The sequence below is a fragment of the Kitasatospora sp. NPDC059747 genome (genome assembly GCF_042732955.1).
Taxonomy (GTDB): Bacteria; Actinomycetota; Actinomycetes; order Streptomycetales; family Streptomycetaceae; genus Kitasatospora.
On the sequence record NZ_JBHWGV010000136.1, the window covers coordinates 12,819 to 24,813 of the forward strand.

General features: G+C 71.7%; 11 protein-coding genes. 8 read left to right on the top strand and 3 right to left on the bottom strand.

Features of this window, described 5'->3' with window-relative positions; translation table 11 throughout:
* Positions 1-129 precede the first annotated feature (129 nt).
* Positions 130-801 carry a Tat pathway signal sequence domain protein gene (locus tag ACFV4G_RS37325; protein ID WP_380446918.1) on the bottom strand — a complete coding sequence of 224 codons (672 nt, stop codon included), beginning with the start codon at positions 799-801 and terminating at the stop codon, positions 130-132.
* 362 nt (positions 802-1,163) lie between these two features.
* Here ACFV4G_RS37325 and ACFV4G_RS37330 point away from each other — a divergent pair, with 362 nt between their 5' ends.
* From ACFV4G_RS37330 to ACFV4G_RS37340, 3 genes are all read left to right on the top strand, one after another.
* Positions 1,164-1,895, top strand: coding sequence for a TetR/AcrR family transcriptional regulator (locus ACFV4G_RS37330; RefSeq protein WP_380446920.1), 732 nt, complete (start codon positions 1,164-1,166; stop codon positions 1,893-1,895).
* Between the two features lie 251 nt (positions 1,896-2,146).
* On the top strand, positions 2,147-2,797 hold the full coding sequence (locus tag ACFV4G_RS37335; protein WP_380446922.1) for a DUF6230 family protein: 651 nt from the start codon (positions 2,147-2,149) through the stop codon (positions 2,795-2,797).
* A gap of 110 nt (positions 2,798-2,907) precedes the next feature.
* Positions 2,908-3,381: a DUF6114 domain-containing protein gene (locus ACFV4G_RS37340; protein ID WP_380446924.1), complete on the top strand. Its 474-nt coding sequence runs from the start codon at positions 2,908-2,910 to the stop codon at positions 3,379-3,381.
* A gap of 116 nt (positions 3,382-3,497) precedes the next feature.
* Here the strand turns inward: ACFV4G_RS37340 and ACFV4G_RS37345 are convergent, their stop codons facing one another.
* The gene (locus tag ACFV4G_RS37345) at positions 3,498-4,583 is read right to left on the bottom strand and encodes an NAD(P)-dependent alcohol dehydrogenase (protein WP_380446926.1); all 1,086 of its coding nucleotides are present in this window, start codon (positions 4,581-4,583) and stop codon (positions 3,498-3,500) included.
* A gap of 174 nt (positions 4,584-4,757) precedes the next feature.
* Between ACFV4G_RS37345 and ACFV4G_RS37350 the strand changes: the two genes are divergently transcribed.
* Together ACFV4G_RS37350 and ACFV4G_RS37355 are read left to right on the top strand one after the other, a co-directional pair.
* Complete coding sequence (locus ACFV4G_RS37350; protein WP_380446929.1) at positions 4,758-5,714, top strand: helix-turn-helix transcriptional regulator; 957 nt, start codon at positions 4,758-4,760, stop codon at positions 5,712-5,714.
* A 73-nt stretch (positions 5,715-5,787) separates the two neighbouring features.
* Positions 5,788-6,051 carry a hypothetical protein gene (locus ACFV4G_RS37355; protein WP_380446932.1) on the top strand — a complete coding sequence of 88 codons (264 nt, stop codon included), beginning with the start codon at positions 5,788-5,790 and terminating at the stop codon, positions 6,049-6,051.
* Here ACFV4G_RS37355 and ACFV4G_RS37360 read toward each other — a convergent pair.
* A complete protein-coding gene (locus tag ACFV4G_RS37360; RefSeq protein WP_380446934.1) occupies positions 6,042-7,466 on the bottom strand; it encodes a selenium-binding protein SBP56-related protein in 1,425 nt (474 codons plus the stop codon). The genes ACFV4G_RS37355 and ACFV4G_RS37360 overlap by 10 nt on opposite strands.
* A gap of 241 nt (positions 7,467-7,707) precedes the next feature.
* Here ACFV4G_RS37360 and ACFV4G_RS37365 point away from each other — a divergent pair, with 241 nt between their 5' ends.
* From ACFV4G_RS37365 to ACFV4G_RS37375, 3 genes are all read left to right on the top strand, one after another.
* The gene (locus tag ACFV4G_RS37365) at positions 7,708-10,530 is read left to right on the top strand and encodes a hypothetical protein (protein ID WP_380446936.1); all 2,823 of its coding nucleotides are present in this window, start codon (positions 7,708-7,710) and stop codon (positions 10,528-10,530) included.
* 140 nt (positions 10,531-10,670) lie between these two features.
* Positions 10,671-11,642 carry an alpha/beta hydrolase gene (locus tag ACFV4G_RS37370; protein WP_380446938.1) on the top strand — a complete coding sequence of 324 codons (972 nt, stop codon included), beginning with the start codon at positions 10,671-10,673 and terminating at the stop codon, positions 11,640-11,642.
* Positions 11,639-11,995: spermidine synthase (locus tag ACFV4G_RS37375; RefSeq protein WP_380446940.1), on the top strand; the 357-nt coding region annotated here is incomplete at its 3' end. The genes ACFV4G_RS37370 and ACFV4G_RS37375, both read left to right, overlap by 4 nt.

Here is an 11,995-nt window from a genome sequence, read left to right on the forward strand (position 1 = left end):
CTCCGCGGATCTTCTGAGTAGCTCTCCTCTGATTGTCTCAGGATTCGTCTGTACTTACACCCCAACCGCGCGGGGGGGGCCCCCCCCACCCGGGGGGGCCCCCCCCCCCCGCTTCGTTTGCGTTCCGGGTCAGTTGACGTAGATCAGCGGGCTGCCCGCCACGGAGGTGTCGGTGACCGGGCCGTAGGCGGCGGTGAAGTAGCCGGTCTGGAAGCACAGGCCGGAGCCGGAGGTGAGGTTGAAGGGCTGGGCGGCGAAGGAGATGCTGTTGTCGCTGTTGGACGTGGTGCCGGAGATGCTGGTCGCCTGCTGGTAGACGCAGGTGACGCTGCCGAGGATGGTGTTGAGCACCACCGTGGTCTGCATCGGGCCGGCCGCGCCCGGGGAGAGGGTGACCGGGCTGCCGGTGCCGTCGCCGACGGTGTTGGTGTAGGCGAGGTTGTCGACGCTGATGCTCTGCACGCCCGTGACGCCGAGGACGCTGGAGCTGCAGCCGTCGAAGGTCTGGGTGTTGAGGGATTCGACGGCGTTGCCGGGCGCGGCCGGGTTGGCGCTGACGGTCGCGGAGAAGGAGGAGCTGGTGCAGCTGATGCCGTTGGTGCTGGTGGCGCTGTCGTAGAAGTTGGCGGTGGTGCCGGAGGTGAGACTGGCATTGAGGACGTCGCCCACCGAGGCGGCCGGGCCGCCCAGGCTGCCGGTGGTGAGGACCGCGGCGGCGTCGGCCTGGGCGGGGGCGACGGCGGTGGCGGCGAGGGCGAGGGCGGCGAGGGCGGCAGCCCCGAGGGTGCGGCGGATGCGCATGAAGGTGCCTCTCCGTACGGAGTCGGGTGGGGGTGCCCGCGTGCGGGTGTGGTGGCGTGCACGGCGGGGGAGGTGCCGGGGGCACGGCGGTGCGGCTCCCAGCGGGCCGCGCCGGGGCGGGCCCGGCGCCACGGGCCCGCCGTGCGGCGGAAGGGGTGCGGAGGTGCGCGGTGCAGTGGGGTGCAGGCCGGCGGCTGCCACCGCCGTGCGTGCGTCCGCCGTGCTCCCGGGCCCGGGTGGCGCAGTCGGCGCCGGCGGGCCCTGGCGGGTTCTCCGGCGGTCGTTCGCCCACCGGTTGGAAACCTGCCAGTGTTGTAAACCCGGTGTTGCATCAATGTCAAGACGGGACACAGGAGTTGGTGATGGAGCGGAATACCGTCCGGGGGGCCGACGTGATCCTGCTGCCGGGGGCGCGCACCGGCCGTGACCCGGCCCGTTCGATCAAGCGCGGCCCGAGCCGGCTGCCCCCGGCGGTGGTCGCCGCGACCCAGCGCGAGCGGCTGCTGGACGGGCTGGTCCACACGGTCGCCGAGCACGGCTACCAGCACGCGACGGTGAGCGACATCTGCCGGGCGGCGGGCGTGACCAGACCGGTGTTCTACGAGCTGTTCAGCGGCAAGGAGGACGCTTTCCTCGCCGCCCACCGGTTCGGCACCGGCGTGGTGATCCGGCGGATGGCGGCGGCCTTCGCGGCCGAGCCGGACTGGTGCGCCGGGATCCGGCAGGCCCTGGGCGCGATGCTCCAACTGCTGGCCGGAGTACCGGCGTTCGCGACCATGGCGGTGATCGAGATCGAGGCGGTCGGCCCGGCCGGGCGCCGGGAGCGCGAGCAGCTGCTCAAGCGGTTCCGGGCGTTCTTCGCCGAGGTGCCCCAACTCCCGTGCGACGTGGCGGTGGAGCCCCTGGTGGACGCGGTGGTGGGTGGCGTCTACAGCGCGGTCTACCGGCGGGTGAACTCCGGGCGGACGGCCGAACTGCCGCAGCTCCTACCGGCGTTGAGCCTGTTCTGTCTCGCCCCGTTCCTCGGTCCGGCCGAGGCGGCGCGGCGCCTCGGTATCGGCCGGGAGTCCGACGGTTCGGCCGCGGAATTATGAATTCCGTTACGGGACGGATCCTTTGACGTTTGGTCAAAGTGTTTCATGGGCTGGATCGTTTGGTGAAGATCCCTTCGTGCACTTCTATTGACCGGGCGAATACCGGGCAGTAGCTTCACGGTTGCTCCAATCGCGGTCCGACCGGTTCCGCCCCGCTGCCGAGGGGCGGCCGACCGGCCGGCCGCGGAACGCTGTCCGCGCCAGGACAACGTGCCAGTGACTGCCCAATCCACCCACTCCAGGGAGCGCACATGGCCATGTCCGAGGAAGCCGCCGCCGGGGCGGAGGCACCCGACACCCCGGCCGGGCCCGGAAGAGGACGCGTCCGGCTCAAGCGGACCGCCCTGATGGCCGTCCCGGCCGTCGTCGCGGGCGGCGTCCTGATGACGCTCACCGCGCAGGGCGTGCTCGCCACGCAGTTCTCGATCTCCGGCATGCCGTTCACGATCACCGCGACCTCGCTCCACGGCGACGGCTTCGAGCAGTTCGGGAGCCTCGACCACATGATCAAGAACAGCCCGAACCAGGGGCACACCGGCGGGCAGGTGCTGGTCGCGGTGACGGCGATCAAGACGGCCCAGATCACCAACCTGTGCCAGAGCGTCGACCTCGGCGGCATCAACCTGGTGATCCACGCCGGTGACGCCGGAACCCCGGTCACCGCTCAGAACCTCACCAGCGACTCCGACATGATGTCCGGCGACGCCTCGTTCTCCAACATCGAGATCGGCGGCGACGCCAGCGAGTACACCAAGGCCGGGGTTCAGGGCAAGCCGGGCGTCTTCGGCCAGCAGGCCGACACCATCGACATGGTGAACGTGAACCAGCACAACTACGCCAGCACCGCAGCCAGCTTCAAGCTGCCGCACCTGAAGCTGAGCTTCAGCTCGAAGGGCTGCTGATGACGGAGCCCACACCGCCGAGCGCCCGTGGCGGAGGGGGCGGAGCCGAGGGGACGGCTCCCGCTCCCGCCGCGGCGAGCGCGGCCGGGTCCGGCCCTGCGCCGGTCCCCGTGCCCGCACCGACCGCCGGCGTCGCGGCAGCCGTCGCGCCCGCCCGGCCGGTCAGGCGCGACTGGCGGGGACAGCGACCCTTCTGGGGCGGCCTGCTGGTGACGCTCGGGGGCGCCGAGATCCTCTTCACCCTGCGGGCGCCGCTGCCGGTCGTCCTGCACATGGGGATGCAGGGGATCGCCGGCTACCTCGTGCCGGCGGTGATGGTGCTCTGCGGTGTGCTGATCGTCTTCAACCCGGCGCAGCGGCTGTTCTACTCGTTCATGGCCGTGCTCGCGTCGCTGGGCAGCTGGCTGACGTCCAACATGGGCGGCTTCCTCTTCGGGATGCTGCTCGGCGTGATCGGCGCCTGCGTCACCTTCGGGTGGGTGCCCGACCAGCCGCTGCGGCGCGGCCGGGCCCGGCGCGAGCGGCGCAGGGCGCAGCGGCGGGCGGCGGGCAGCGGCGGGGCGGCCGGTCCGGCCGGGGCGTGACAGTGCCCCGTCCTCGGTGTCGGGAGAGCACCGAGGACGGGGCGTCGCGTTCCGCGGCCGGGGCGGGCTCGGATGGTTGCGGAGTCGCGGGGTCGCGCTCCGTGGCCGGGCCGGGCTCAGATGGTCGAGGCGTCGATCACGAAGCGGTAGCGGACGTCGCTCGCCAGTACCCGCTCGTAGGCCTCGTTGATCCGGTCGGCGCTGATCAGCTCGATCTCGGCGGTGATGCCGTGCTCGCCGCAGAAGTCCAGCATCTCCTGGGTCTCCGGCAGCCCGCCGATCATGGAGCCGGCCAGCGAGCGGCGGCCGGTGAGCAGCGCGTGCGCGTTCACCGTGACGGGCTTCTCCGGCGCGCCGACCTGGACCATGGTGCCGTCGACGCGCAGCAGTCCGAGGTAGGCGCTGAGGTCGAGGTCGGCCGAGACGGTGTTGACGATCAGGTCGAAGCGGCCCGCCAGCTCGGTGAAGGTGGCCGGGTCGGAGGTGGCCCGGTAGTCGTCGGCCCCGAGCTTCACGCCGTCCTCGCGCTTGCGGAGCGACTGGCTGAGCACCGTGACGTCCGCGCCCAGGGCGTGGGCGATCTTGACACCCATGTGGCCGAGCCCGCCGAGGCCGACGATCGCGACCTTCTTGCCCGGGCCCGCGCCCCAGTGGGTGAGCGGCGAGTACAGGGTGATGCCCGCGCACAGCAGCGGCGCCGCGGCGTCGAGCGGCAGGTTGTCCGGGATGCGCAGCGCGTACCCCTCGTCGACGACCAGCTCCGTCGAGTACCCGCCGTACGTGGGCCGGCCGTCGCGGCCTACGCCGTTGTAGGTGGGGGTCATGCCGCCGCCGGTGCAGTACTGCTGCAGGCCGGACGTGCAGTTGTCGCACTCGCGGCAGGAGTCGACGAAGCAGCCGACGCCGACGCGGTCGCCGACCTTCCACTTCGTGACGCCGGGGCCGGTCTCGCTCACGACGCCGGCGATCTCGTGGCCCGGCACCATCGGGAAGATGCCGGTGCCCCAGTCCTCGCCGACCTGGTGGATGTCGGAGTGGCAGATGCCGGAGAACCGGACGTCGATCACGATGTCGTGCTCGCCGACCGCCCGGCGCTCGACGGTGGTCTTCCGGAGCGGGGAGTTCGCGGTGAGCGCCGCGTAGGCGGCGGCGGTGCGGGTGGGAGCCTGAGCCGTGTCGTTCGTGATGCCCGTGTTCGTCATGTCCTCAAGGCTGCGCCGGACCGTACGGGCCAACCAGACCAACGATCAACGTACGCAACCCCGACGTACGCAACCCCGACGTAGGGAAGCGGAACGTAGCAGCGCGCAACCTACGCACGGCAGTATCACCCTCGCCCGCCCCCGGGAGCGGCTGCCCGCCCGCATACTGCAGACATGGACCAGCGCACCGAACTCAGCGAGTTCCTCCGATCCCGCCGCGCCCGGCTGCGGCCCGAGGACGTGGGCCTGCCCGACCTCGGCACCCGTCGCCGGGTGCCGGGGCTGCGCCGCGAGGAGCTGGCCCAGCTGGCCGGGGTCAGCACCGCGTACTACACGCGGCTGGAGCAGGGCCACGGTGAGAGCGTCTCCTCCGCCGTCCTGGACGCCATCGCCCGTGCGCTGCGGCTCGGCCCGGCCGAGCGCGAGCACCTCGGCCGGCTCACCAAGCCCGCCCGCCGCCGCCCCGGCCGCGCCGCCGCCCGGATCCAGCAGGTCAGGCCCGCGCTGCAGCAGCTGCTCGACGCGATGGAGGGCGTGCCCGCGTACGTCCTCGGGCGGCGGCTCGACATCGTCGCCTGGAACCGGCTCGGCACCGCCCTGCTCGGCGACTTCGGCGCCATGCCGCCGGAGCAGCGCAACATGGCCTGGCACGTCTTCCTCGATCCGGCCGCCCGCGAGCTGTACCTGAACTGGGAGGGCAAGGCGAGCGACGTCGTCGGCATCCTGCGCCTGGACGCCGGGCGCGACCCGGACGACCCGCGCCTGGCCTCCCTGATCGGCGAACTCTCCCTCAAGAGCGAGGAGTTCCGCCGCATGTGGGCCGCGTACCGGGTGCAGGACAAGGGTCACGGCACCAAGGAACTGCACCACCCGGTGGTCGGCCGGCTCAGCCTCCAGTACGAGACGCTGCGCCCGGCCGGCGACGACTCCGACCAGGTCCTCGTCACCTACCACGCCGAGCCCGGCTCCGCGTCGGCCGAATCCCTGCGGCTGCTGGCGAGTTGGGCGGCGACGGAGCTTGCAGCGAAGGAGCTCACAGCGAAGGAGCTCGCGGCCAAGGATCTCGCGGCGAAGGCCGAGGGGGAGCCCCGGCCGGTCGCCGAGAGCCGCACGTCGGAACCCAAGGGCTGACGTCCGGTCCGATGGTCCCGGGTGCCATCGGCCCTTCCGGCCGGGCCGGGGCAGGCCGTTGACTGGGCTGGTTATGGAGATCAGCAGCAGCCCCACGACCACCACCGCCGAGTACGACCGGCTGATCGCGCGTCACCACGCGATGCTCCTCCGGCGTCAACTCCTCACTCCCTCGGCGCCGTTCGAACCGAACGCCGAGGCCTACGGGTACGACGGCGCCGCCGACCAGCGCCTGATCCGCCTCGGCCCGCCGCGCGGCGCCCTTCCGCCGGCCGGCGGCGGCCGTGACCTCCTCCCGGCCGCGGGCGGCGGCCACCGCTGGAGCGGCTACCGGTAGCAGTACGAGTCCGACGAGGCGTCGCCGCCCGCGAGGTGCGTCTGGTGCACCCGCAGCCCGCGGAACTCCTCGCCGTGCGGGAAGAACCGCTCGTCCACGGTGAGCCCGCCCGCCTCGGTGTCCGCGTCCAGCTTGACGATCCACGGCTCGATGCCGTCCGGGTAGAACTGGTCGTCCCACGCGCCGTACAGCGAGTTGGTGAGGTAGAGCCGCCGCCCGTCCCGGCTGATCTCGACCATCTGCGGCGCCCCGCTCAGCGGCCGCAGCGGCTCGGCCGGGTGCGGCGTGCGGGCGGTGACCCCGCCCAGGCGCACCGAGGCGGTCCTCCGGGGGTGGAACGGGTCCGACACGTCGAACTGGAAGATCTCGCCGGTGCCCCACGCCGACACGTACAGCCAGCGGTCGTCCACCGACAGGTTGATGTCGGTGACCAGCGGCGGCACCGCGCCGAACGGCTGGAGCGCGGGCGGCAGGTCCTCGGTCTTGGCCGGCTCGGCCGGGATTTCGATCACCTTGCGCGCGGTGAACGCCGGCCCGTCCCGGTACCAGAGCCAGACGGAGGACGAGAGGTCCTCGACGTTCGCCACGACGCCCGCGAAGCCCCACTCCGCCTGCGGGTCGTGGGCCGGGCGCAGCTCCAGGACCATCTGGTACTGGTCGCCGAGGTCGACGCGCTGGAGGTGGCGGCCCGAGTCCAGCTCCCAGAAGTGCAGGGCGTGCCCGTACTTGCGCCCGAGCAGCAGCTCGGGCACCACCCCGTCCTCGACCATCCGCGGCGTGCCCCACTCGCTGGTGATGCCGACGTTCGTCCCGAGGTGCCACCACACGTCGTACGCGAGGTGCTGCGGCCCGCGCTCGGTCTCCCACGGGCGCAGCACGTCGAAGGTGGTGTGGTCGAGCAGCGCCACCCCGCCCGGTCCGTCCGTCCCGTCCCCGGCGCCGAGGCAGGACAGGAACACCCCGCCCGGCCCGCAGTGCAGCGTGTGCGGCCGCGAGTACCCGGCTCTGGCCGCCAGCTCCTGCGCCTCCACCGTCTTCACCAGCCGCGGCCGCACCGGATCGGGCCGGGTGTCCATCACGTGCACCCGCGACGACCGCAGCCCGGGCAGCAGCAGGTAGCGCCGCTCCGGGTTCTCGTGGCAGGCGTGCGCGAGGGCGCTGGAGCAGGCGTTCCACCCGAAGTGGTGCAACTCGTCCCCGAGAGTGGGCAGTTCGGCGAAGTTCAGCACCCGCCCGTAGCTCGCCGACGCCGGGTCGACGTCCACCGTCAGCAGCGCGTCCGGCCGCCGCCCCGCCCGGTCGAACCCGGCGACGTACGCCAGCGTCTCGGCCGGCGCGGCCATCGCCTCCGCGGCCGACCGGTACAACGACGGATCGGTGTGCCCGGCCGTCGAACCCTCGTCCTGCTGCACCATCTACGGACCCCCTCAACTCGCCTGCCGGTCACGGGAAGTGACGCGCGTCCGGGTAGCGTTCCACACCCCCACCGGCGCACCACAGGCGCACGGGGAGCGGTCCGGTGGTGCGCGCCGCTCGGTGGAGCCGATACCTGGCTCCGGCCGACGTCGGACAGGATCAGTAAGGTGAACGGCACCGGTCGTGGCTCCGGGCCGCCGCCGCGTCCGCCTGGTGGAGGCCATAGCGGAGGTGCACGGCATGACGTTCGAGGGCGACGGTGCTTACGACACTCGGAACCGGGTCTCGGGCACTGTGTCCGGTTCGGTGTTCCAGGCAGGGCGAATCGGGAACGTTACTGTTAATCAGTACGGCGGGCCGGGTGTCACGCCGGATCGTGGTCTACGCCGGGTTCTGCCGCACGACGAGGTGGTGCGGGGTCTCCTCGGCCGTCGAACCTACCTGACCAGTGGCCAGCTCTCGTTCATCAGCCCCGGGCTGGGGCACGCTGCTGATCCCGCTGCTCTGCTGCGTCGCTTGTCGGTGCCCGGCGCCCGCGGAGTGTTGCTCATCGGGCCGGCCGGATCGGGGAAGACGAGGACGTGCTACGAGGTCGCTGAAGGGGCCCAGCGTGCCGGATGGTGGGTCCTACACGTCCAGTCGCACAGTTCCGTGACTGTGGAAGACCTTGCACAGGAGGTCCTCGGCGCCAAGCGCGACCGGGTTCTGGTGCTGTTCGACTACCTGGATGCCTGCTCGCAGGTCGACCTGCCGGCCCTGGCCAACGTTCTCCTGCCGGAGGCCAAGCGCACGGGCATCGACGTGGGGGTCATGGCGTCGGTTCGCCCCGCCGGCCATCACGGCCTTTTGCAACGGGGCGCCGCAGAGCTGTTCGATGACGTCAGATTGCGGCAGGACGAGGACCACCAAGTGAGGATCGTTGAACACATCCTGCGAGAGGTGGCTCCCGGGGCCCTGCGCCGATGGGGGATGGCGGCGCTCTCGCGGACGTGTGGCCGGCGCCCGGTGATTGCCCTGTTGATTGCCCGCGCGCTCGAGCAGTTGCTGGCGGCGGGCCGCGCCGCCCCGGATCTCACTCGTGTGCCGCGTGGGGAACTCCACGGCTGGTTGCGGGAGGCGCTGCGCAGGGACAGCCTCACATCGGCCATCGAGCGGGACCCGGTATCTCCGCTGGAGCAGGTTGCTCCGAGCGTCTGGCAGCTGGCCGCTACTGCGGCAGTTGTCGTCTGTCCTCAGCCCCGTGCCGCTGTCGAGGCGGCGGTTGACTCGCTGCTCGACCGCCAGGCGGGCGAGCACCCGGGACGGCTGGGCGGGCGACGAGTCGTCGACACCCTGCTGTCTCTAGGGTGGATGGACGAGTCGGACGGCGAGCTGCGTGTCGTCCACGACATCGTCGTCGACGAACTGGCGACCCAGGTACTGTTCCCGCCGCCAGGCTTCAGCGTCGATGATCAGGGTGCCGATGCCCTCCTTGAAGCGGCGGCTCGGGATATTCCCTCACTGGCACGATTCACGGGACATATGCGGCGGCTCACCGCGGACCTCTCAGTGAACAGCCACGACAGGCGGTCCGTCGCGCTCGAACGGTTCTGCCGGGAGTGGGTGACGACGCACGCGAGCACGCTGGGTGCACGACTGGAGCGGTCGGGCACCGACGGTGAGCAGGCGCTTCTGACCATGGTTGCCAGCCCGCCCTGGAACGGCGTGGTGGCGGAGATGTGGCAAGACCTCGTCCAACCGTGGCTGAGCCAGGCGGAGGAGTCCTATTCCGCGCGGCCATTCCTCGACGCGGCTCTGTCGGACCCTCGGAGCGCGGCCCGCCCGCTGATCGGTTGCGCGCTGTCCTGGCTGTCGAGGCGAGGACACCAGACCGACGGCGACCATGTGATCCGGGCACTCCTGGGCCGGGGCGATCTCGACCCGGCCCAGGAACAGCTGACGATCGAGTACGCATTGGCGTGGGTGCGGAAGCATCCCGGATGGCGGACCACGCCAGCGATGCTGCACCTCATGTTGCAGCGGAGGCACGATGAGCACCGTTTGACTTTGGTGGCGGAGTGCGTGTTCGACTGGCTCCGCCCCAGCCGTCGGACCGAGAACGGAATCAAGGTGCTGCGGCGTCTGTTGGAGTACGACGGTCTCCCTGCAGCACTGCGGCGTGAGGTGGTGGCCCGGTCGCTGGCTTGGTGCGCCGACAGCGGGAGTGCTGGATCGCTCTTCAGGATGATGGTGCTGCAGATGCTGGTGGCCTGCAAGGAGGTCGATGGTGATCAGGAGCGTTCGGCGTGGGACCTCGCGATTGCGTCGCTCTCTCGCCGGAGCGTGAGAGCGCCCGAGGCTGGATTCCTGTTGCATGCCCTCCTCGAATCGCGCAGCGCCGATCTGGGCGAAGTGCCACATGAGGTCATCGACCGGGCCTTCTGGTGGCTCGAGGCCAACCAGATGACATCGGCCGAGAGCCGGCGCGTCATCCAAGCACTGCTATGGCTCCCGCAGACGTCGGGCGAACAACTCACCAGGGCCGCGGACTTCGCCATGGCCGAGCTCGCGGAACGGCCCGGTCAGGCGGCGCTCATCGGCTCACTGCTCGGCCGGCGCGAGGGCCTGACGCCTGACCAGGCACAATTCGGCATCCGGCTTGGCCTGGGCTGGTGTGACACCGAGCGGTCCCGCAAGGCACAACGGCCGGTTCTCTGCCCCCTGCTGAGGCGCTCGGACCTGGAGCCCGACCAGGCGGCGCAGGCCATCGACCTCGGCCTCGACAGGGTGGCCCGCACACCAGGCAGCAACACCGCACGCGAGATCCTTTGTGCGCTTCTCGAACGCCGTGATCATTCACCGTCGCAGTTGTCCGAACTGCTCGAGCGTTCGGTGGTCTGGCTGCGGGAGAAAGGCTCGTCGCCACGTGCCGCGTTCGTTCTGCTCAGCCTGCTCGAACGGGACGACCTGCCTCCCGACCTCGAAGCGGACGCGGTCCGTCGGGCCGAGGCAGCCCTCCTGGATCCACCTGCAGCGCTGTCAGTGTCCCGCCTTCGCTCGCAACTGGACCGTCGGAGCGGGTGAAGGACGCGAGCCGATCCGTGGACCAGCCGATCGCCGAGGCCGCCGCGCGGGACGGTGCTACCGGCCGGTATCGTCGGGGCTCGGGAACGGTGGAGACCTGCTGCGGCGGGCCCGAGTGCGGATAGGTGCGGCGAGAAGCGATGGAGTTTCGGGAAGACATCCTGGGTGCCCCTTACGAGGCGGTCGAGCTGCCGCTGCGGCGCGACTACGAGGGCGAGGTCTGCGCGACGCTCGTGCGCCGGCTCGTGCCGGGGTCCGAGAAGGCCGTGCTGTACGTCCACGGGTACAACGACTACTTCTTCCAGACCAACCTCGCCGACCACTTCGTCGCGCTCGGGTTCTCCTTCTACGCGCTCGACCTGCGCAAGTACGGGCGCTCGCTGCGCCCGCACCAGTCGCCGAACTTCGTGCGCGACCTCGTCGAGTACGACGAGGAGATCGACGAGGCGGTGCGGATCGTCCGCGAGGCGGACGGGCACCGGCAGGTGCTGCTGAACGGGCACTCCACCGGCGGCCTGATCGGGGCGCTGTGGGCCGGGCGGCGCTCCGGGCGGGGCCTGATCGACGGGCTGTTCCTGAACAGCCCCTTCCTGTCCATGCCGGCCTCGGCCGCCGCGGTGACCTTCGGCGGCCCGGCCGTCTCGGCCATCGCCCGGGTCGCGCCGACGCGGGTGCTGCCCTCCGGGCTGAACCCGCACTACACGCACAGCCTCCACAAGGACCACCGCGGCGAGTGGGACTTCGACCTCCGGCTCAAGCGGCCCGAGGGCTTCCCGCTGTTCGCCGGCTGGCTCGCGGCCATCCACCAGGGGCACCGGCGGGTGCGGCGCGGGCTCGGCATCGACGTGCCGGTGCTGCTCATGGCCTCCACCGCGTCGATCTCGACCACCAAGTGGCACAACGCCCTGCACCACGCCGACGGCGTCCTGCGCGCCGACGACATCGCCGCCCAGGGCCCGCACCTCGGCCGGCACGTCACCATCGTCCGGATCGAGGGCGGCATGCACGACCTCGTCCTGTCCGGCGAGAGCGCCCGCACGCAGGTCTTCGCCGAGCTCGACCGCTGGCTCGACGCCTACCTGCCGGCCGTGCCGGTCGGGGAGCCCGCGTGACCGACGAGCCGGTGCCGGTCGGGCGGCCCACCGACCTCGGGTTCGCCAAGCTCATGCCGGACATCGACCGCGACGGCGGCTGGCTGCTCACCCTCGACGGCACGCCGCAGTCGTACGTCGACCTCGCCGACCCCACGCACCTGGAGTTCGAGTACACCCGCCGCCTCGGCCACCTCGCCGACGCGCTCGCCCCCGCCGGGCGTCCCCTCGACGTGCTCCACCTCGGCGGCGGGGCGCTCACCGTGCCCCGGTACGTCGCCGCGACCCCCGCCCGCGGCGGGGGGAGGCGGTGGGGGGGTGGGGGGGCCCGCGGCGGCCCCGGGTGCGGTCGGCGCGGCCAGCGGAGTCCCAGT

What these genes read in the sequence shown, in the direction of transcription:
- ACFV4G_RS37365 (WP_380446936.1), top strand. Translation starts at nt 7,708, where the DNA reads ATGACGTTCGAGGGCGACGGTGCTTACGACACTCGGAACCGGGTCTCG.
- ACFV4G_RS37350 (WP_380446929.1), top strand. Translation starts at nt 4,758, where the DNA reads ATGGACCAGCGCACCGAACTCAGCGAGTTCCTCCGATCCCGCCGCGCC.
- ACFV4G_RS37360 (WP_380446934.1), bottom strand. Translation starts at nt 7,466, where the DNA reads ATGGTGCAGCAGGACGAGGGTTCGACGGCCGGGCACACCGATCCGTCG.
- ACFV4G_RS37330 (WP_380446920.1), top strand. Translation starts at nt 1,164, where the DNA reads ATGGAGCGGAATACCGTCCGGGGGGCCGACGTGATCCTGCTGCCGGGG.
- ACFV4G_RS37325 (WP_380446918.1), bottom strand. Translation starts at nt 801, where the DNA reads ATGCGCATCCGCCGCACCCTCGGGGCTGCCGCCCTCGCCGCCCTCGCC.
- ACFV4G_RS37345 (WP_380446926.1), bottom strand. Translation starts at nt 4,583, where the DNA reads ATGACGAACACGGGCATCACGAACGACACGGCTCAGGCTCCCACCCGC.
- ACFV4G_RS37335 (WP_380446922.1), top strand. Translation starts at nt 2,147, where the DNA reads ATGGCCATGTCCGAGGAAGCCGCCGCCGGGGCGGAGGCACCCGACACC.
- ACFV4G_RS37355 (WP_380446932.1), top strand. Translation starts at nt 5,788, where the DNA reads ATGGAGATCAGCAGCAGCCCCACGACCACCACCGCCGAGTACGACCGG.
- ACFV4G_RS37370 (WP_380446938.1), top strand. Translation starts at nt 10,671, where the DNA reads ATGGAGTTTCGGGAAGACATCCTGGGTGCCCCTTACGAGGCGGTCGAG.